15 protein-coding genes and 1 pseudogene are annotated in these 20755 nt (G+C 70.9%); 14 read left to right on the forward strand and 2 right to left on the reverse strand.

Annotated elements, in window-relative coordinates:
• Both AOK01_RS06430 and AOK01_RS06435 read left to right on the forward strand, forming a co-directional pair.
• On the forward strand, nt 1–1265 hold a 1265-nt coding region (locus tag AOK01_RS06430), incomplete at its 5' end, for a beta-N-acetylhexosaminidase (RefSeq protein ID WP_055509349.1).
• Nucleotides 1266–1328: 63 nt separating this feature from the next.
• On the forward strand, nt 1329–2756 hold the full coding sequence (locus AOK01_RS06435) for a cellulose binding domain-containing protein (RefSeq protein ID WP_055509352.1): 1428 nt from the start codon (nt 1329–1331) through the stop codon (nt 2754–2756).
• A 116-nt stretch (nt 2757–2872) separates the two neighbouring features.
• Here the strand turns inward: AOK01_RS06435 and AOK01_RS46745 are convergent.
• Nucleotides 2873–3830, reverse strand: a pseudogene (locus AOK01_RS46745) (transposase); the annotation flags it as partial.
• A 147-nt stretch (nt 3831–3977) separates the two neighbouring features.
• Between AOK01_RS46745 and AOK01_RS06445 the strand changes: the two are divergent.
• The 8 genes from AOK01_RS06445 to AOK01_RS06480 all read left to right on the forward strand — a co-directional run bounded on the left by AOK01_RS06445 (nt 3978) and on the right by AOK01_RS06480 (nt 13318).
• Nucleotides 3978–5582, forward strand: a complete 1605-nt coding sequence (locus tag AOK01_RS06445; protein WP_245702134.1) for a peptide ABC transporter substrate-binding protein — start codon at nt 3978–3980, stop codon at nt 5580–5582.
• Between the two features lie 97 nt (nt 5583–5679).
• On the forward strand, nt 5680–7134 hold the full coding sequence (locus tag AOK01_RS06450) for a M14 family zinc carboxypeptidase (RefSeq protein ID WP_213862059.1): 1455 nt from the start codon (nt 5680–5682) through the stop codon (nt 7132–7134).
• On the forward strand, nt 7131–8054 hold the full coding sequence (locus AOK01_RS06455; RefSeq protein WP_055509358.1) for an ABC transporter permease: 924 nt from the start codon (nt 7131–7133) through the stop codon (nt 8052–8054). The genes AOK01_RS06450 and AOK01_RS06455 overlap by 4 nt, the downstream gene beginning before the upstream one ends.
• Before the next feature lie 52 nt (nt 8055–8106).
• A complete protein-coding gene (locus tag AOK01_RS06460) occupies nt 8107–8988 on the forward strand; it encodes an ABC transporter permease (RefSeq protein ID WP_245702136.1) in 882 nt (293 codons plus the stop codon).
• Between the two features lie 19 nt (nt 8989–9007).
• Nucleotides 9008–10057 (forward strand): ABC transporter ATP-binding protein, encoded by a 1050-nt coding sequence (locus AOK01_RS06465; protein ID WP_079103200.1) that lies wholly within the window; start codon nt 9008–9010, stop codon nt 10055–10057.
• On the forward strand, nt 10047–11042 hold the full coding sequence (locus AOK01_RS06470; RefSeq protein ID WP_055509360.1) for an ABC transporter ATP-binding protein: 996 nt from the start codon (nt 10047–10049) through the stop codon (nt 11040–11042). Before AOK01_RS06465 ends, AOK01_RS06470 begins: the two co-directional genes overlap by 11 nt.
• 60 nt (nt 11043–11102) lie before the next feature.
• Nucleotides 11103–11774: an FMN-binding negative transcriptional regulator gene (locus AOK01_RS44745; RefSeq protein ID WP_055509362.1), complete on the forward strand. Its 672-nt coding sequence runs from the start codon at nt 11103–11105 to the stop codon at nt 11772–11774.
• Entirely contained in the window at nt 11771–13318 is a 1548-nt protein-coding gene (locus AOK01_RS06480; protein ID WP_245702137.1) for an amidohydrolase, read from the forward strand. The genes AOK01_RS44745 and AOK01_RS06480 overlap by 4 nt, the downstream gene beginning before the upstream one ends.
• Before the next feature lie 97 nt (nt 13319–13415).
• Here the strand turns inward: AOK01_RS06480 and AOK01_RS06485 are convergent, their stop codons facing one another.
• Complete coding sequence (locus AOK01_RS06485; RefSeq protein WP_055509364.1) at nt 13416–14129, reverse strand: TetR/AcrR family transcriptional regulator; 714 nt, start codon at nt 14127–14129, stop codon at nt 13416–13418.
• A gap of 90 nt (nt 14130–14219) precedes the next feature.
• Here AOK01_RS06485 and AOK01_RS06490 point away from each other — a divergent pair, with 90 nt between their 5' ends.
• The 4 genes from AOK01_RS06490 (at nt 14220) to redW (ending at nt 20741) form a co-directional block, all read left to right on the forward strand.
• Nucleotides 14220–15092 (forward strand): SDR family oxidoreductase, encoded by an 873-nt coding sequence (locus AOK01_RS06490; protein WP_055509368.1) that lies wholly within the window; start codon nt 14220–14222, stop codon nt 15090–15092.
• A 485-nt stretch (nt 15093–15577) separates the two neighbouring features.
• Nucleotides 15578–16444, forward strand: a complete 867-nt coding sequence (locus AOK01_RS06495) for an AfsR/SARP family transcriptional regulator (protein ID WP_342671026.1) — start codon at nt 15578–15580, stop codon at nt 16442–16444.
• A gap of 167 nt (nt 16445–16611) precedes the next feature.
• Nucleotides 16612–19542 (forward strand): beta-ketoacyl [acyl carrier protein] synthase domain-containing protein, encoded by a 2931-nt coding sequence (locus AOK01_RS06500; RefSeq protein ID WP_342671027.1) that lies wholly within the window; start codon nt 16612–16614, stop codon nt 19540–19542.
• On the forward strand, nt 19539–20741 hold the full coding sequence (gene redW, locus AOK01_RS06505) for an L-prolyl-[peptidyl-carrier protein] dehydrogenase (protein ID WP_055509372.1): 1203 nt from the start codon (nt 19539–19541) through the stop codon (nt 20739–20741). The genes AOK01_RS06500 and redW overlap by 4 nt, the downstream gene beginning before the upstream one ends.
• Nucleotides 20742–20755: the final 14 nt, after the last annotated feature.

Here is a 20755-nt window from a genome sequence, read left to right on the forward strand (position 1 = left end):
ACCCCACCGGACTGCTGCGCGGCATCCAGACGGCCCGTCAACTCCTGCCCCCGCAGGCCCTGTCGGCGACCGAGCAGCGCGGTACGCGGTGGCTGCTGCCGTGTGCCGACATCACCGACGCTCCTCGCCACCCCTGGCGCGGCGCGATGCTGGACGTGGCACGCCACTTCCAGCCCGTCTCCTACCTGCGCCGGTACGTCGACCTGCTGGCCCTGCACAAGCTCAGCGTGTTCCACCTGCATCTCACCGACGACCAGGGCTGGCGCATGCCGGTCGCCGCCTTCCCCAAGCTCACCGAGATCGGCGGCCACCGCACCGAGTCCCAGCAGGGCCCGGCCGGCAGCGGCGCGTACGACGGTGTCCCGCACGGTGGGGCGTACACGCGGGCCGAACTCACCGGCCTGGTCCGGTATGCCGCGGCTCGCGGAGTCACCGTCGTGCCGGAGATCGAGATGCCGGGGCATGTACGTGCCGCCCTCGCCGCCTATCCCCGACTGGGCAACCATCCGGAGCGCACGCTCGACGTGTGGACGCGCTGGGGCGTGTGCGACACCGTGCTCGGAGTCCACGACGAGGTCCTCGACTTCTGCCGCACCGTCCTCGACGAGGTCATGGACGTCTTCCCGTCGCCGTACATCCACCTCGGCGGCGAGGAGTGCCCCACCACCGAGTGGACGCACAGCGCCGCCGCACGTGAACGGGCGCTGGCGGAGGGCCTGTCGGGCTTCGAGGCGTTGCACGGCTGGTTCCTCGGCAGGATCGGCGACCACCTCGTCCGGAGCGGACGCCGTCCGGTGGGCTGGGCCGAGACCGGCGCCGAACTGCCGCCCGAATTCACGGTGATGACCTGGCGCGAGCCGGCCCACGCCCTGACGGCGGCCCGCCGGGGGCACCCCGTGATCAACGCGCACCACCGGGCCACCTACCTCGACTACGCCCAGTCCGACGCCGCGCACGAGCCGCCGGCCCAGCCCGGAGGCGTCGTCGACCTGCGCGCCGTCCACGCCCACGATCCCGTACCCGAAGGCCCTGAGGAGTCCCAGGACGGGGACGATCTGGTGGCCGGGCGGGTGCTCGGCACGCAGGCCCAGCTGTGGACCGAGTTCGTCACGACAGCCGCCCACATCGAATACCTCACCTACCCGCGGCTGTGCGCCCTCGCCGACCGCGGCTGGAGCGGCCCCACCGACTGGACCGACTTCCGGTCCCGCCTCGACGGACACACGGCCCGGCTCGACGCGCTCGGCGTCCACCGCCACCCCTGACCCAGCCATTTCCGACCCATCCGTTTCCGGGAATCACCCCCACCTTTCTGGAGAGGAACCACCATGAGATTCGCGAAGAACCGGCTGCGCGCCACCGCGCACACCGCCGTCGCGGTGGCCATGGGCGCCGCCGCGCTCACCGCACTCCCGGCCACCGCGAACGCGGCCGCCGACGGGCTGAGCGTCCAGTACCGTACGAGCGCCACCGGAGCCGGCGCCGACCAGGCCGAGCCCTGGTTCAAGGTGAAGAACACCGGCACCGCGAGCGTGCAGCTGAGCAGCATCAAGCTCCGCTACTACTTCAAGGCCGACTCGGCGGGCGCGACCTACCGCTTCGCCTGTTCCTGGGCCGTCAAGGGCTGCGCCAACGTCACGGGCACCTTCGGCACGCTCGCCAACCCGACCGCCACGGCCGACCGCTACCTGGAGATCGGCTTCACCTCCGGTGCCGGTTCGCTGGCCCCCGGCGCCGACACCGGCGACCTGCAACTGCGCTTCTACCAGTCGAACTGGGCGTCGCTGAACCAGAGCGACGACTACTCCTTCGGCGCCTCCCGGACCTCGTACGGCGACTGGTCCAAGGTCACCGCGCAGCTGGCCGGCACCACGGTGTGGGGCACGGCGCCCGCGGGCAACGAGCCGACGGATCCGCCCACCGACCCGCCGACCGATCCCCCGGCCGACGCCGCCACGCTGTTCGACGACTTCAACTACAGCGGCTACAACGACCCGAGGATCTCGGCGAACGGCTGGAGCGTGCGCGCCAACTCCGGTGGCCCCGGCGTGCCCGGCGCCACCTGGGCACCCGAGAAGGTCACCTTCGCCACCACGGGCGGCAACTCCGTCATGAACCTGGAGACCTCGACCGCCGGCACCGCGGCGAGCACCAAGCAGACCGAGATCCTCACCAAGGCGACGAAGTTCAAGAACGGCACCTACGCGGCGCGGGTCAGGTTCAACGACGCCCCCAAGTACGGCCCGGACGGCGACCGTCTCGTCCAGACGTTCTTCACCATCAACGACCTCAAGGCCCCGTTGGCGGACGACTACTCCGAGTACGACTTCGAGTACCTGCCCAACGGCGGCTGGGGCGAGCCGTCCAACATCCTCTACACGACGTCCTGGGAGACCTACCAGGCCGAGCCGTGGGTGGCGGTCAACCAGCACACCGAGGCCCGGCGGAGCTACAGCGGCTGGCACGACCTGGTGCTGACCATCGACAACAGCACCATCAAGTACTACATCGACGGACAGCTCTTCGGCACCCATGACTCCGCGTACCTGCCGGAGCGGCCGATGTCGATCAACTTCAACCAGTGGCTGATCGACCTCGCGGGCCAGACGAGCACCACCGCGCGGGCGTACGACCAGCAGGTCGACTACGTCCTGCACGTCAAGGACCAGGTCCTCACGCCGGCGCAGGTCGCGACCAGGCTGAGCGCGTACCGCGGCGCGGGCACCACGTTCGAGGACACCGTCCCCGGCAGTTGACCGCGGTCATGAGCCGCCGGCGGGCCGGCGGCTCACGGCCGACTTGACGATCATCGAGCACCAGTCCAGGTCCGCGGCGTCGACGGGCGCCGCGGACAAGGAGTCGAGCCAGCGCTGCCAGAGGTCCGCCCTGCTCCACGCGGTGAAGCGCCGGTGCGCGGTCGAGTGCGAGACGCCGAACTGCGCCGGGAGCTGCTGCCAGCCGCAGCCCGAGGTGAGCACGTAGACGACGGCGGTGAAGGCCGCGCGTTCGTTGGCGGAGCCGACGCCGGCGCCCAGCAGCGGTTCGGCGGCGGCCCACAGCGCGTCCGGCACGAGACGCTGCGCCATGACCGGGCTCAGCGTGGCGGAGAGGCGGTCGCCGATCTCCTCGTCGTCCGTCGGCGCGGACGCCGGCAACGGCTCCCGGGCCACCTGGCCGCTCTCCTCCTGAAGCCCGGCGGCCTGCCCCACGGCCTGATCCACCGGCCGGTCCACCGTCTGGTCCAGCGTCTGGTCCGTCGTCTGGTCGGCGGCCTGGGACCGGTAGGTCCGCCACTGTGCCAGCAGCTCGTGGTGGCCGTCCCGCAGCCAGCGCATGTAGTCGCGCATGTTGCCCAGGCGGCGGCGCGGCGCTTCCTCCTCCGGGCCGAGCAGGGCGAGGGCCCGCTCGGCGAGCTGCTCCTGGCGGTTCAGGTGGCGGCGTTCACCAGCCAGGAAGCTGCCCCACACGTCGTCGTCGGCGCGGAAGTAGTGGCTGCGCTCTCCCGGCACGGCGTGCCGCCTGATGAACCCCGCCTCGACCAGACGGCGGGTCGCCAGCGAGACGGAGCCCGCGCTGACCCGCAGAGCGCGCGCCAGCGCCGCCGACGAGACGTACGGGACGTCCGTGATCAGCAGATAGGCGATGATGCGACCGTCCATCCGGCTGCTCCCGGCCGCCTCCCACACCAGCCCGACCTCCTCCACGAACGCCTCCCGGCTCCAGCCGTCGGCGCCACCGTGCTGTCCGGCAGTGCCGTGACGTCCGGAGCTGTCGTGCGCGGTACTGGCTGGAGCCTCGCCGGGCATTGATTCCTCCTCGTTAACTTTCATCTCATCTTAAAAGTTTCGCAGCTTTGCATTGACATGGCATCTCAGCGAAGCCCAGTATCCCGGTACGCGCCCTGGTGAGCACCCGATCGGCCAGGTCTCCTCCCTGAGACCGGGCCAGGCGCGTCCCTGCTCTCCCATGGAGTCGTCTTGCCCAGATCACCCATGTTCACAGCACCCGCGAGCCTATCGCTGGCCCTCGTTCTCGCCCTGGCAGGTGCCGGTTGCTCCGGCGGCACGAGCGGCAGCGGCGGTGCGGCGAAGACCGGCGGATTCACGGTCGCCGTCGCCGAGCCCGACCATCTCACTCCGGGCCGCTCCACCGTCGGCTGGGATCAGTTGCGCGTACTCTTCGCCCCGCTGGTCAAGGTCGACGCCTTGGGCGCGATCAGTTACGTCCAGGCGAAGTCGGTGACCTCCACCGACGCCCGGCACTGGACCATCGAGCTCCGCTCCGGCTGGAAGTTCCACAACGGCGAGGCGGTCACCGCCCAGAGCTACGCCGACGCCTGGAACGCCACCGCCTACGCCCCCAACGGCTGGTCCGGCAACGGCCAGCTCGCCGGGATCGAGGGCTACGCGGCGCTGAACCCGGCCAAGGGCAAGCCGAAGGCCAAGACACTCTCGGGTGTGAAGGTCGTCGGCGCCACGACGCTTGAGGTCACGCTCACCAGCCCGGACAGCCAGTTCCCGCTCCAGCTCACACCGAGCCAGCTCGGCTTCTATCCGCTGCCCAAGGCGGCGTTCACGGACCCCAAGGGCTATGACAAGAAGCCGATCGGCAACGGTCCGTTCAAGATGACCACCGCCTGGAAGGCCGACGAGGGCACCACCGTCAAGGCGTACGCGGCGTACCGGGGGACCAGGCCGAAGTCGTCCGCCATCACGTTCAAGAGCTACGCCGACCTCAACACCGCGTACACCGACGTCCAGGCGGGCAACGTCGACCTGGCCTACGTGCCGGTCAGCAAGTACGGCCAGGCCAAGGCCGACTTCGGGGACCGGCTGTACACGTACGACGCGCCGGCCCTTGAGTTCATGGGCCTGCCGCTGCAGGACAAGAAGTTCCAGGACATCCGGCTGCGCAAGGCGCTGTCCATGGCGATCGACCGGTCCGCGGTCAACAAGGCCATCTACGGCGGCCTCTACACGCCCGCCACCTCTCTCACTCCGTCCTCCGAGGTCGGCGCCGAGACGGACATCTGCGACGCCTGCGCGTTCGACCAGGCCGCGGCGAAGAAGCTGCTCAAGGAGGCGGGCGGCTGGTCGGGAGAGCTGACCATCACCTACCCGGGCGGGCTCGGCCTCGACGAGCTGTACAAGGCGGTCGCCAACCAGCTCAGGCAGAACCTGGACATCGGCTCGGTCAAGGCCGTACCGACCGCCGACTGGGCGGAGTTCAGCGAGAAGGCGTTCGCCGGCAAGATCACCGGGCTCAACCACTCGCACTGGGGCGCCCTCTACCCGAGCATGCAGGCGACCCTGCGGGGCATCTTCACCAAGGCCGGCGGCTGTCAGGTGTGCAGCCACTACAGCGACGGCGACGTCGACAAGCTGCTCCAGCAGGCCGACACCGCGTCCGACACCGCCTCGGCCGCCAAGCTCTACAACGACGCGCAGAAGCGCGTACTCCAGGACTTCCCGGTGATCCCGCTCTTCTACGGCAGCTACATCTACGCCAGTACCGACAAGATCTCCGGGGTGACCGTGGGCCCGGCCGACATCGAGCTCAGCCGGATATCCGTCGTCGGCTGACCGCCCCGTGCCTCTCACCCGTACCCAGGTCCGTACGCGTACGGACGGGCCGGCACCCGCACCCCCGTTCCCGACACCCCCGGAGACACGCACCAGCATGACCGCCGCGACATCCGAGCAGTCCGCCCCCGCCATGCCGTCCCCCGGGAACTGGGTACGGCACGCGGCGACCGTACCCGAGACGCACGCCTACCCGGCCGTGGACGAACTCCTCGTCTCCTTCCGCACGTTGACCGCGGCCCATCCCGACCTGGTGACCGAGAGCCGGATCGGCACCTCCACCCTCGGTGAGCCCCTGTACTGCTTCACCGTAGGAGACGGCCCCGCGAGCCTGGCCACCGACGAGGACGGCGGATACGTCGTCGTCGGCGGGGTGCATCCCAACGAACCGGTCGGCGCGGTGACCGCCCTGCACCTGGCCACGGCCCTGTGCGAGAGCCCGGAACTGCGCGGGCACTTCGGCGGAGCCTGGCACATCGTGCCGTGCATCGACCCGGACGGGGCCCGGCTCAACGAGGGCTGGTTCGCCACCCCGACCGACAAGCGGAACTACGGACGCCACTTCTACCGGCCCGCAGGCAACGAGCAGGTCGAGTGGACCTTCCCGTTCGCCTACAAGGAGGCGTGGTTCGACCGCGTCCTGCCCGAGACGCTGGCGCTGATGCGGCTGCTGGACGCCACCCGGCCGCGCTTCCTGACCACCCTGCACAACTGCGAGGCGGGCGGCGTCTACTACTACATGAACCGTCCGGCCCCGGAGCTGTACGGCGTCCTGGCGGATATCCCGGCCTCGCTGGGCATGCCGCTCGCGACCGGTGAACCCGAGGCGGCCCACGCCCCGGTCTACTCCCCCGCGGTCTACGGCTGCATCGACATGAAGGACGCGTACGACTATCTCGAAGGGCTCGGCGTCGACGCCGCCGCCAAGGTCGCGGGTTCGTCGAGCGCCGCGTACGCCGAGCGCTACGGCACCTTCTACTTCGTCACCGAGGTCCCGCACTGGAGCCATCCGGACGCCGACGACAACACACCCACCGAGGAGCGCCACGCGGACGTGATCCGGGTCCGGGCGCGGGCACTGGGCGAGGCCGCGGCGTTCCTGGGCGGCATCCTCGACACGGCGAACCCGCACCTGAGCATCCGGTCCCCGTTCCTGCGGGCGGTCCGCGACTTCGTACCGTCGCTGGCCGAACTCGCCACACTGGAGTCGGCCCGCGCCGACAAGCTGCCCGACCGGGCCGCCACCGTGTCCGAACGCTTCGACTGCGAAGCCGGGGTGCACAGCCTCCGCGTCCGCTTCGGCGGCATGCTGCTGCGCGCCCTGAACGCCGAAGTGGTCGCGGGCACCGCCACCCCCGAAGTGCGGCGGTGCCACCGGGAGCTGCTGGAGACGTACGAGACCTGGGAGCGCGAGGCCGGCCCTGCCACCGGCGAGCCGATCGCGATCCCGACGCTGGCCGGGATCCAGTACGGGGCGCTGCTGGCCGCCGCGGACCACGCCCGCGCCCGTGACCGTAACCATGACCGTGACCTCGCGGGGGAACCCGGATGACGTACCTCGTACGCCGCCTGCTGGAGGCGCTGCTCGTCTTCTTCGGCATCAGCCTGGTCATCTACGCGATGACGTACGTCCTGCCGGGCGACCCCATCGCCGCGCTCGCCGGCGACCGGCCGCTCGCCCCGAGCGTGGCGCGGGCCCTGCGCGAACAGCACCACCTCGACGATCCGCTGCTGGTCCAGTACGGCCACTATCTGGCCGGCCTGTTCCACGGCGACCTCGGGACCGACTTCAGTGGGCGCTCCGTCGCCGAGCAGATGGCCGACCGCTGGCCGGTCACCCTGAAGCTGGCCCTGACCGCCTGGGGCATCGAGGCGGTCGTCGGGGTCGGGCTCGGGGTGCTCGCCGCGCTGCGCCAGGGGACGTGGACGGACCGTACGGTGCTCGCGTTCACGATCGGCGCCACCTCGGTGCCGGTGTTCGTGCTCGCGTACACCGCGCAAGTGGTGCTCGGTGTGCGCCTCGGGTGGTTTCCGGTCGCCGGGAACACCGACGGCTGGCCGACGAGCTATCTGCTGCCCGCGCTGTGTGTCGCGGCCTTCGGACTGGCGTCGGTGTCCCGGCTGGTGCGGGCCGAGGTGATCGAGAACCTGCGGGCCGACTACGTACGCACCGCCGTCGCCAAGGGCCTCACGCGGCGCCGAGTGGTGGGCGTCCACGTGCTGCGCAACTCCCTCATCCCGGCGGTCACCTACCTCGCCATCGACCTCGGATACCTGCTCGGCGGCACCGTGATCATCGAAGGCGTCTTCAACCTCCCGGGCATCGGCCAGCTGCTCTTCCAGGCCATCCGCGCCCACGCCGGGCCGACGGTGGTGGGGGTGTCGACGGCGCTCATCCTGATCTTCCTGGCCGCGAGCGTCCTGGTCGACCTCCTCAACAGCCTCCTGGACCCGAGGATCCGCCATGACTGACGCCGCACTCACCCCTCAGAAAGTCCCTCAGAAAGTCCCTCAGAAGGTCCCGGTGCAAGAGGGCCCTTCACCCGAGGCCTCGTACGGGGCCGCGCACGGGGCCTGGCGCGAGCTGCGCCGCAGGCCGGTGTTCCTCCTCACCGGCGGCTGCGCTCTGCTGCTGCTCCTGCTCGCCGCCGCGCCCGGCCTCTTCGCCGGCTGGTTCGGGCACGGCGACCCGACCGTCTGCGAACTCGGCCACAGCGCCCAGGGCCCGGCCTCCGGACACCCCTTCGGATACGACGTCCAGGGCTGTGACCTGTACGCCAACGTCATCCACGGCGCGGGCGCCTCGCTCGGCGTCGGCCTGCTCGCCACCGGCCTCGGGCTCGCCGTCGCACTGGTCCTCGGCTGCCTCGCCGGAATGGCCGGGCGGATCGTCGACAGCGTGATCGCCAGGATCACCGATGTCTTCCTCGGCTTCCCGTTCCTGCTCGGCGCGATCGTCGTCCTCAACAGCGTCACCACCCGGGACGTACCGACGGTGGCCGGAGTCCTGGCGCTGTTCGGCTGGCCGACCATGACCCGGGTGGTGCGGGCGTCGGTGCGCTCGGTGCGCGAGGCCGACTACGTGGTGATGGCCCGCAGCCTCGGCGCGAGCCAGTGGCACATCGTACGCAAGCACGTCCTGCCCAACGCCCTCACCCCGGTCCTCGTCCTCGCCACCATCACCGTCGGCGGTGTGATCGTCGCCGAGGCCGCGCTGACGTTCCTCGGCGTCGGGCTCCAACCACCCTCGATCTCCTGGGGGCTTCAGCTCGCGGGAGCCCAGAACAGCTTCCAGACCCACCCGCATCTGCTGATCTTCCCCGGGCTCTTCCTGTCCTTCACCGTCTTCGTGCTCATCACCTTCGGCGACACCGTGCGCGACGCCCTGGATCCGAGAGGCCGGTGACCGACCCATGGATCCCCTCATGGACCACCCGACCGTGAAAGCCACGCCGGACTCCCCGCCGGACTCCCCGCCGGACACCCAGCCGGACGCCCCGCTGCTGGACGTGCGGGACCTCACCGTCGACATCCTGTCCCGGTCCGGCGCCGACCAACGCGTCGTCCACGGAGTCTCGTTCACCCTCCACGAGGAGGAGACCCTCGCGCTCATCGGCGAGTCGGGGTCCGGCAAGAGCATCTCCGCGATGGCCGTCATGGGTCTTCTCCCGCCCGCCACCGCCCGGGTCGGCGGCAGCGCCCGCCACCGGGGCACGGACCTGTTGACCCTGCCTCCGGACAGGTTCCGTGCCCTGCGCGGCAAACGCATCGCGATGGTCTTCCAGGACGCCCTGTCCGCCCTCAACCCCACCCTCACCGTGGGCTTCCAGATCGCCGAGACCATCCGGGCCCACGAGGGCGTCGGCCGCCGCGAGGCCCGTGCCAGGGCCGTCGAGCTGATGGCCCGGGTCCGCATCCCCGACCCGGCCCGGCGCTACCGCGACCATCCGCACCAGTTCTCCGGCGGCATGCGGCAACGCATCATGATCGCGATGGCGGTGGCACTCGGCCCCGACGTCCTCATCGCCGATGAACCCACCACCGCCCTGGACGTCACCGTGCAGGCGCAGATCATGGAGCTGCTCGCCGAACTCCGCGAGGAGACGGGCTCCGCGCTGCTGTTGATCACCCATGACCTGGGACTGGCCGCCGGCACCGCCGACCGCGTCGCCATCATGTACGCCGGGCGCATCCTGGAACAGGCCCCGGTCCAGGAGCTCTACGACCGGCCCGCGCACCCCTACACCCGGGGGCTGCTGGCCGCCGTGCCCCGCCTCGGCGGGGACGCCGACGACCTCACCCCCATCCCCGGCAGCCCGCCGGGTCCCGGGCTGCTGCCCGCCGGCTGCCCCTTCCACCCGCGCTGTCCCGACGTCCGTGAGCGCTGTACGACGCAGGAGCCGATGCTCCTCCCGGCCCCGCCCGCGCGCCTCGTCGCCTGCCACTATCCGCTGGAGGTCTCCGGTGCCCGATGACGTCCCGCTGCTTGAGGCGCGCGGCCTGGTCAAGCACTACCGGTCCGGCTCGCTGCCGGTCGGGGGCCGGCGCCGGGCCACGGTCAAGGCCGTCGACGGCGTCGACCTGACCCTGCGGCGCGGCTCGACCCTCGGCCTGGTGGGCGAGTCAGGGTGCGGCAAGTCGACTCTCACCCGCCTGCTGATGGCCCTGGACCGGCCCACCGCCGGCACCGTGCTCGTCGAGGGCCAGGATCTGCTCGCGCTGCCGTCGGCCGAGCTGCGCCGCCGCAGGCGGGACATCCAGCTGGTCATGCAGGACCCGTACACCTCCCTCGATCCCCGGATGACGGCGCTGGAGATCGTCCGGGAACCGCTCGACATCCACCGCGACCTGATGCCCAAGCAGGAACGCGCCCCGTGGGCCCGCGAGTTGCTGCACATGGTCGGGCTCGACCCCGGGCACGCGCACCGGCACCCCCACCAGTTCTCCGGCGGGCAGCGCCAGCGCATCGGCATCGCCCGCGCGCTCGCGCTGCGCCCGAAGATCCTGGTCTGCGACGAGCCCGTGTCGGCGCTCGACGTGTCCGTCCAGGCACAGGTCATCAACCTGTTCAAGGAGTTGCAGCGGGAGTTCGGGCTCGCCTACGTCTTCATCGCGCACGACCTGGCCGTGGTCCGGCACGTCGCCGACGAGGTCGCCGTCATGTATCTGGGGCGGATCGTCGAGCACGGTGACCGCGACACGGTCTACTCCCGCCCCGCGCATCCGTACACCAGGGCGCTGCTCTCGGCCGTCCCCGATCCGGACCCGAGCCATCGGGGCGCCACCGGCCGCATAGTGCTGCAGGGGGACCCGCCCAGCCCGACCCGGCCGCCGAGCGGGTGCGCCTTCCACACCCGCTGCTGGAAGAGTCAGGAGCGCTGCGGCACGGAGCGGCCGGTGCCGACCGCGCCGACGACCGACGGACGTCGGCAGGTCTCCTGCCACTTCCCCGAGAACTGACGGCCTTGCACTGACGGTCCTCCATTGACGGCCCTGCACTGACAGAACGGAACAGCGCACATGTTGCAGCAGGAGGTCTTCCGGGTGGACGACCCCAGGTGGATGCGTGATCTCGCGCGTGACCACCCGTGGGCGACCCTGATCAGTCACACCGCGCACCGCGGGCTGGTCGTCTCCCACCTGCCCGTGCTGGTGGACGACTCACCACAGGACGCCAGGGACACCGGGGACGCCGGGAGTACAGGGCACACAGGGGGCACGGTCCCCGCGCTCCTCGGCCACCTCGCCAGGACCGACGCCGAGGACCACGAACTGGGTTCCCACGAGGTCGTCGTCGTGCTCCAGGGACCGCACGGCTACATCTCGCCGACCTGGTACGAGGAGACACCTCACGTCCCGACCTGGAACTTCACGGTCCTGCACGTCCATGGCCGTCCCGAGATCCTCGACCCGGCGGACACCTACGACGTACTGTCCGCCACCGTCGACCACTTCGAGGACCGTTTTCCCGAACCATGGCGGCTGGCCCGGGTGGCGGCCCACGCGCACCGGCTCGCTCCCGCCGTCACCGGATTCCGGTTGCCCGCCACGAAGGTGACGGCCAAGGCGAAACTCAGCCAGGACGAGCGCGAGGAGGTCGTCCTCCGCCTTGCCAGGGCCCTCGAATCCGGGCAACCGTACGCCAGTCCCGAACTCGCCCGCGCCATGCGCGACACCCGGAGGAAGCCGTGAGCCCCACGACACCCACGACACCCACGTCACCCGCAACACCCGCAGCACTCGGCGCCCGGTCTGCCACCCCCGAGCCGCTCACCCTGCGCCGCGTCCACCTGGGCGCGGGCGGGCCACTGAGCGATGTCCGTATCGAGTCCGGTCAGGTCAGGGCTGTCTTTCCGGCGGGCGAAGCACCGCGCGCCGACGGGCGGAGCCTCGACCTCGACGGCCGCACCCTGCTGCCGGGGATGTGGGACTCGCATGTGCACATGGTGCAGTGGGCGGGTCTGCGACGCCGGCTCGACGTGTCCGGCGCCGGTTCGGCGCGGGAGGCCGCGGACGCGGCCGGCGCGCGGGCCGCCACTCTGCCGCCCGGTGAGCCGATGATCGGCCACGGCTTCCGTGACGGACTGTGGCCCGACGCGCCCCACAAGGACCTCCTCGACGCCCTCGTCCCGGACCGTCCCGTCATGCTGATCAGCATGGATCTCCACTGCGCCTGGCTCAACTCGGCCGGACTCGCCCTGGTGGACCGGGGCGACCACCCCACCGGACTGCTGCGCGAGGACGAGTGCATCCAGGCCGTGGCCGAACTGCCCACTGCCTCGGTGGAGTTGACGGACCAGTGGGTGCAGGAGGCGTGCGTCGCCGCGGCCGCGCGCGGGATCACCGGCATCGTGGACTTCGAGTACGCCGACAACATCGCGGACTGGACCCGCCGTATGAACGGCGCCGCTGTGCCGCTCCGGGTCGCGGCCTCCATCTGGCCCCAGCACCTGGACGCGGCGATCGACCACGGGTACTGCACCGGCCAGGCCCTGGACACCCCCGGCGGGCTGCTGGAGGTCGGGCCGTTCAAACTGCTCACCGACGGCTCGCTCAACACCCGTACCGCGCTGTGCCACGAGGCGTACCCCGGCGCTGTTCCCGGTGAACCGGGCTCCCACGGACTGGAGATGGTGCCTCCGCAGGAACTGGTGTCGCTGCTGCGCCGCGCCTCCTCCCACGGGATCGAGCCCGCCATCCACGCGATCGGGGACCGCGCCAACGAGATGACTCTCGACGCCTTCGAGGCGGTGCGTTGCCACGGCCGGATCGAGCACGGTCAGCTGCTCGCCCTCAAGGACATCCCGCGCTTCGCCGAACTGGGCGTCACCGTGAGCGTCCAGCCCACCCATGCGGTGGACGACCGGGATGTGGCCGACCGGCACTGGGCGGGCCGGACGCACCGCGCCTACGCCTTCGCCGACCTGCTCGCCGCCGGAGCCGTCCTGGCACTGGGCTCGGACGCGCCCGTCGCGACGCTCGACCCTTGGCTGACCCTGGCCTCCGCCGTGACCCGGACCGGCGACGAGCGTCCGCCGTGGCACCCGGAACAGCGGATACCGGTGGCGGACGCCCTCGCCGGTTCGTCCCGGGGGCAGCGGCTGATCCGGGTCGGCGACAGCGCGGACCTGGTGGTGACCGACGCCGACCCGCTCACCGCGGACACCCGGACCCTGCGCGAGATGCCGGTGTACGCCACGCTGCTCGCCGGCGCCTGGACGCACGGCCCGTCGTGATGGCTGGTCCGTTGCAGGCCAGGCGGTAAAGGGCGTCAGCGACGGGCCACGGTGAGGTCACCGAGGCCTCGTCGCCGGCAGTCCCGTCGCCCGACGATCAGCCGTCGGAGGCGAGGCGGTCCAGCCACTCCCTCAGCAGATGCTGTTCCGCGCCGCTGAGAGTCGTCTGGTCGGGCAGCGTGGCGCGCAGGGCGCGGGCGGCGCCGGCCGGGCCCGCGATCTGCACGGCCGGCTCCTCGTTGGTCACGGCGGTGACCATGGACTCCCGAAGAGTGGTCAACAGGGCCGGGTCGCGCCGGTCCTCGGGCAGCGACAGCCAGGTGAGCACCGCGCCGCGCCCCGTGGCATGGATGAGCGTCACCGCGAGATCCTCGTCGACCCGGAGCAGGCCACCGGCGGCGAGCCGACGGATACGGCCCTTCAGGATCTCCAGACCCGCCTTGAAGGCGGCCGACGTCGCCCCCGTGGGCTCGCTGTACATCAGCGTGTACAACGCGGGGTTGGCCAGACCGAACTCGACCGCCAGATCCCACCCGGCCCGCAGGTCCTCGATGAGGTCCGGCGGGTCGGGATCGACGTGTTTGCCCGCGAGGAACACGGCGAAGCCGTGTTCGGCCACCGCTTCGAGCAGCCCGTCCTTGTCGCCGAACAGCCGGTAGATGGCCGGCGGCTGCAAACCTGCCGCGACCGCGACCGCGCGGGTGGTGACGGCGTCGCGGCCCTCACGCGCCAGCAGGTCGGCGGCGGCCTCGATGACGCGCTGCCGGGTGTCGACGGCCGAGCTGTCTCTGACGCGTGCACGTGGGGGCATGAATCAACGATACCGCACACGTGTTTCCAATGAAAATATCGGTGATACGCTCGTTTTGTTTCCATCGGAACCACATCATTGGAGCACACCATGATCATCGTGACCGGAGCCACCGGACAGCTCGGACGCCAGGTCGTCGAAAGGCTGCTGACCCGCGTACCGGCGGACCGGGTCGGCGTCAGCGTCCGCGACCCGGAGAAGGCGAAGGCGTTCGCCGATCAAGGGGTACGGGTCCGACAGGGCAGCTTCACCGACCCCGCCGGCCTCGCCCACGCCTTCGAGGGCGCCACGCAAGTACTCATCGTCTCGGTCGACAAGATGGGCGAAGAGGCCGTACGGCAGCACCGCGCCGCGATCGACGGGGCCGTCGCGGCCGGTGCCCGCCGCATCCTCTACACCAGCCACATGGGCGCCGCCGCCTCGTCGCATTTCGAACCCTGCCGCGACCATGCGGCCACCGAGGAAGCGCTGCGCGCCTCCGGCGTGCCGTTCACCTCGCTGCGCAACGGCTTCTACGCCACCAGCGCGATGCAGTTCCTCGGTGGCGCCCTGCAGTCCGGCCAGATCGTGCTTCCGGCGGACGGGCCCGTCAGCTGGACCGCCCACGCCGACCTCGCCGAGGCGGCCGCCGCCGTCCTGGCCGACGAAGGCCGCTTCGACGGCCCCACGCCGCCGCTCACCGCGGGCCAGGCGCTGACCTTCGACGACATCGCCCGCGTCGCCACCGAGGCCACAGGCCGCACCTTCACGAGGAGCACCGCGACCGACGACGAGTTCCGGCAGCAACTGGTGGGCCATGGCGTCCCCGCCGAGACCGCGGATCAGCTGCTCGGCGTCTTCGCCGCCGGCCGCGCCGGCGAATTCGCCACCGTCGACCCGACCCTGGCCGCCCTGCTCGGCCGTGCACCCATCACCCTGGACACGGTCCTGCGCGAGCAGCTGTCCGGCGACGAGGGGCGCTGACACCAGGACCGCCCGAGACCGGGGGCTGCGCGGCTCGGCCGGGGCCGAGCCGCGCAGCCACCTAGGGCCCTTCTGATGGATCTCCGTGGGTGAAGGAGCGGCGTCCGGTGCGTGCTCTCGGCGTGCCGGGCACAGGCCCGCGTACTGGACGTACTTGGGTCTGTGCCCGGTGCGGCGAGAGTGCGTGCCGGGCGTCGCGACGCCGCGGAGATCCATCAGAAGGGCCCTAATGGTGGAGGTGGCACCCCTCTGTCCACCCACGGCAGTCCACTCCTCGTTGACTCCCGCCACAGCCCTCCTCAACACATGGTGGAGCCGACCATGCCTCGGAAGTCGGCCGGACGTGGAGAGGGGAAATCGACCGGCTGATTGATGACATGCGCCAGAAGGGCTGAAAGACTGACCGGCAGAAACGTCGCCCGCCCGCCACCTCGCTGAAGCATTATCAATTCGACGAGATGCGCTCCGAGCCGTTTGCTGAAGCAGTGTGCGTTTTCACGCCGACCTCTCCATCGCGCAGCACACACCGGGGGAAAAGCTTGCAGATCAACATTCTGGGCTCTGTATCCATCAGCACGAACGAAAAGCATCGCACCATACGCGCAAACAAGGTCCGGGCATTTCTCGCCCTTCTCGCACTGGAAGCCGGCAGGGCCGTATCCAATGAGGACCTGGCCGACGAACTGTGGTCCGGGCACCTGGTGGGCAACACCCGAAACGCCTTGCAGGCGCACGCGACCCGACTGCGCAAGGTGATCCTCGGCTCCGCCCAGCAGCGTCAGGGCGCCTCCGTCCTGCGTGCCGTGCACAACGGATACCTCCTCGAAGTCCCGCCCGAGTGTGTCGACAGCAACAGGTTCCTCGACCTGGCCGCGCGAGGGGCCGCCGAGTTGCCGGTCCGCCCGGACCGCTCACTGGTGCTGCTGCAGCAAGCTCTCGCGCTCTGGCAGGGACCCGCGTTGCTCGACGCGGGTGACGGGCTGCGGGCCCGCAGCGCTGCCGCCCTTCTCGACGAGCGCCGGCTCACCGCCTGGGAGAACCTGGTCAGCGCCTACCTGGCGGTGGGAGACGACGGGGGCGCGATCGCGGAGCTTCGTCAGCTCGTCGCCCGGTACCCGCTGCGCGAGCGGTTCTGCGAGCTGCTCATGCTGGCTCTCTACCGGACCGGCCGGCAGGGCGAGGCCCTGGATCTGTTCCAGTGGACCAGGAGGCGGCTGGACGAGGAACTGGGCATCCAGCCGGGCGTTCCGCTCCAGCGGCGTCACACGGAGATCCTCGCCCAGGACCCCGCGCTGACCCTGCCGTCCGCGGTCATGTCGAGCCGACGGGAGCCCGCGGCCGCCAGGACCTGAGGTACGCATTCGGTCACCTCTTTCTTCTTTGGGCCCTCCTGGTCTCCGATTGTCCTATTTCGCGGAATTTCCGAACCGTCAGCCGGGCCAACCAGCGGGAGCGTCCACATATCATGCGGTCCGATTCGGCAGTGGGGCGAAGCGAGTACACCCTTTCTCCGGAGCCCGTGGCGATCGTGGGTATCGCCGCCCTGTACCCGGGTGTGCAAGGTCCCGAAGAATACTGGCAGTTGGTCAGTGAGGAACGTCCCGATACGGCCGTCTCCGCTGCCGCCCACGGACGCGGCCCCGGCCTCGGTATCAGCCCCGGCCTCGACGACATGGAAGTGGATGTCGCCCGGTTCGGAATTCCCCCTGCCCAGGCCGGTTCCATGGCCCGCATGCAGATCCTCATGCTTGAGGCCGCCCGGCAGTGCCTGGCGGACGCGGGGCACCCCGGACGCCCGCTGCCGGTCGAGCGAACGGATGTCGTCACCGGCACCTGTTTCGGCCTGGACCGCCAGCACGCCAACGCACTGCGCGTCGAGGCGAGTCGCTACGCCCGGGAGGTCGAACGTGCGGCCCTCTCGGCGGGCGCCGACCGCGAAAGCGCCGGGCAGGCCGCCGAGGAACTGCGCACGCTCCTGGCGCGGCGCCTCGGCGGCTCCCCGCACGACCGGGTCGGCGAGATGGCGAGCACGATCCCGGCGCGCATCGCGACGGCCTTCAAGTTCCACGGCAGGACACTGGCGATGGAGGCCGCGGACGCGACCTCCTACGCGGCTGTCGCCCAGGCCGTCCAGCACCTCCGCGGCGGACTGTCCGACGCGGCGCTGGTCGTCGCCGGCCAGCGCCGGGAGAGCCCGCTGTTCGCCAGGGCCCTCGACGCCAAGGGGCTCATTTCGACCGTCAGCCGCCCTTTCGCGGCGGACGGGGGCGGCTTCGTGCTCGGCGAGGGCGTCGGAGCGCTCCTGCTGAAACGGCTGTCCACCGCCGTACGCGACGGTGACCGGATCTACGCCACGATCCTCGACTGCTCGCTGCGGCACGACCCGCGCCCGGGACCGTTCTCCTCTTCGCTCTCCGTGGGTCTGCGCCGTTCGACCGCCGCCGACTCGCTGCGCGCGGCAGCGGTACGCCCGGAGGCGATCCAGTACGTGGAGTGCGTCGGATCCGGTGTCGGGCAGGAGGTTCGAGCGGAACTGGAGGCCCTCGCCGCGCTCCATGAGGGTGCTGCCGCCGGGTCCGTCGCCGTGGGGAGTGTGAAGGACCGGCTCGGACACACCTTCGCCAACGCGGGAGTCGCCGCCATCAGCAAGGTCGCACTCGCCTTGCACCACCGCAGGATTCCACCCCAGTGGGAGGCGCGGAGCCCGTCGGAGTTCGAGCGTTCCGGCACACCACTGCGACTGCCCGGCGCGAGCGGACCATGGCCACCGGGCGACGAGGGCCGCCCGCGCCGAGCGACGGTGCACGGCGCCTCCCTCACCGGGACGCTCTGCCACCTCGTACTCGAAGAACACCCGGCACCCGAAGAACATCCGGCAGGCCAAGGACATCCCGTACGCGAAGGGCACGACGGGGCGGACCGGCTCGGCCGGGCACCGGCTGCCGAGTCTGTTCCGCTGACCCGGCTGCCGGGGGACGGACCGGTGGCCCGGTACGCGGTCCAGGACAGTGGATCGGCATCGGTATCGCCATCGGACGGCGAGCCGATCGCGGTGGTGGCACTGGCGGGGTGGTTCGCGGACTCGCCCGACGCGGAGAGCTTCTGGCATGCCGTCCGCTCAGGCGTCAGCCGGATCGGCCCGGTGCCGGAGACCGTTCTCGACCGGGACCTCTACTACGCCCCGGGCGCCCTGAGCCTCACCCACAGCTACACCGACCAGGGCGGTCATACGACGCTGCCGGCCGCTCCCCCACCCGGCCTGCGGATCACCTCTTCGCGCTACGCCTCGATGGACGGTGCGCAGCGCCTCGCCCTCGGCGTCGCCGCGCAACTCCTCGCGTCGGACGCCCCGCACGGCGCAAGCGCGGTCAGCGGGCGCGGTCTTGTCGCCGTCGGCAGCAACCTGGGGCTGACCCGCGAACGCCGTGCGAACGCCGAGTCGTCCTTGCAGGACCTGGAGGAGACGGTCGCTCAGCTCGCCGCGCTCAACGGCCTGTCCCCCCTCCAGAAGAAGTCGCTCCTCACATCCGTACGCGAGCACATGGGTCCCCCGGACGAAGCTGTCCTGCCGGATCTGCTCGACGGCTGTCTGGCCGGCGGGATCGCCGCTCTCCTCGCCAACGAGTACGGGCTCGACGCGGTCCCGCTCGCGGTGGAGGCGGCATGTGCCTCGTCCCTCGCCGCGCTCGACATGGCGGTCGGCGCGCTCCGCTCCAGGACTGCCGACTTCGCGATAGCCGGCGGCGTCGAACTGGCCTGCAACGCCCGGGACATGGTGCTGTGCTCCGCCCTCGGCCTGCTGTCGCACAGCAGGAACGCACCGTTCGACGCGGGTGCCGACGGCTTCACTCCGGGCGACGGCTGTGGTCTGTTCCTGCTCAGGCGCTACGGTGACGCGTTGCGCGACGGGGACGAGATCCTCGGTCTGATACGCGGCGTCGGGGCGTCCAACGACGCCAAGTCCCTGATCGCTCCCGATGTCGGGGGACAGACGCGCGCGATGGAACGGGCCTTCGCCCAGGTCGACTTCGCACCCTCCGCGGTCGACTACCTGGAGGCGCACGGCACCGGCACCAAGGTCGGAGACCGGGTGGAGATCGCCGCGGTCGCAAGGGTCTACGGCAGGGCCCCGCGCGCCCGTCCGCTGGAGATCGGGTCGGCGAAGTCGTTCTACGGCCACACCTTCGCCGCCGCGGGCAGCGCCGGACTCCTGCGCACGCTGCTGGCGATGCGGGAGCGGACACTGCCGCCCAACACCAACCTGCGCACCATCAACCCGGCGCTCGATCTGGCGGCCGTTCCGGCCAGGGTCTCGACCGAACCCTCGCCATGGGTCACTGGGCCGGGGCAGCCGAGGCGCGCCGCGGTGAGTTCGTTCGGCACGGGCGGCATCAACTATCACGTACTCGTCGAGGAACACGTCGAGGAACACAGGGGCGGATCACGATGAACTTCGATTTCGACCCGGACGTCGAGGAGATGCGCGCCATGACGGTGGCGTTCGCCCGGCGCGAGCTGGGCGGCGAGTTGGGCGGCGAGTTGGGCGGCGAGCACGAGGAGGCCACCACGGCCTTCGACCCCGACGAGTTCCGCAGGCGCTGGCTGCTCGCGGGCAAACAGGGCCTGGTGGGTGGCGTCGTGCCTCTCGACCAGGGAGGCAGTGGCCTGGACGCGGTGGCCGCCTCAGCGGTCATGGAAGCCCTCGGGTACGGCTGCCCCGACACCGGTTTCGCCTTCTCCGTCGCCGCGCACCTGTTCGCGTCCCTGATGCCGATCGTGGAGTTCGGTACGGAGGAGCAGAAGCGGCGTCTGCTGCCGGCGCTCTGCTCCGGAGAGCGGATCGCGGCGCATGCCATCACCGAACCCGAGGCCGGTTCCGACGCGTTGAACCTGCGCACGCGTGCCGAGTCGCGGGGCGACCACTATGTGCTCCACGGCAGCAAGTGCTTCACCACGAACGCGCCGGTGGCCGATGTCTTCGTCGTACAGGCGGCGACCGAGCCGGGCCGGGGCTTCTTCGGCCTGACGGCGTTCGTCGTCGAGGCGGGCGCACCCGGGCTCAGTGTGGGGCCGCCCTACGCCAAGGTCGGACTGCGAGGCTCCCCGACAGCCGATGTTCACTTCGACGGATGTGTGGTGCCCCTGGCCGATGTGCTCGGAGCCGAGGGCGCGGGAGCGAGCGTGTTCTCCTCCTCCATGAAGTGGGAGCGCACCTGTCTCTTCGCGGTCTATCTCGGCGCCATGCGGCGGGTCCTGGAGTCGACGATCGAGTACGCCGGAGAGCGTGAACAGTTCGGCGCGCCCATCGGCAGTTTCCAGGCGGTCGGTCACCGCGTCGTCGACATGACCCTGCGTCTGGAGTCGGCCCGGCTGGTGCTGTACAAGGCCGCTTGGGGGCTGGCACGGGGTGACGAGGACGACGTGGCACCCGCGCTGGCGAAGCTGGCCGTCAGCGAGGCGGCCGTCCAACTGGGCCTCGACGCGATACAGCTGCGCGGCGCGCTCGGTGTCCTCGGCGGGGAGGCGGAGACGCTGTTGCGTGACGCGCTCCCCTCGCGGATCTTCTCCGGCACCAACGAGATCCAGAAGAACAACATCGCACGGGCCCTGGGCCTGAGCGGGAACCGCCGCCGGACCGGGCGGCGCTGATGTGCCGACGCCCT

This window comes from Streptomyces aurantiacus, from assembly GCF_001418335.1.
Lineage (GTDB): Bacteria > Actinomycetota > Actinomycetes > Streptomycetales > Streptomycetaceae > Streptomyces > Streptomyces aurantiacus.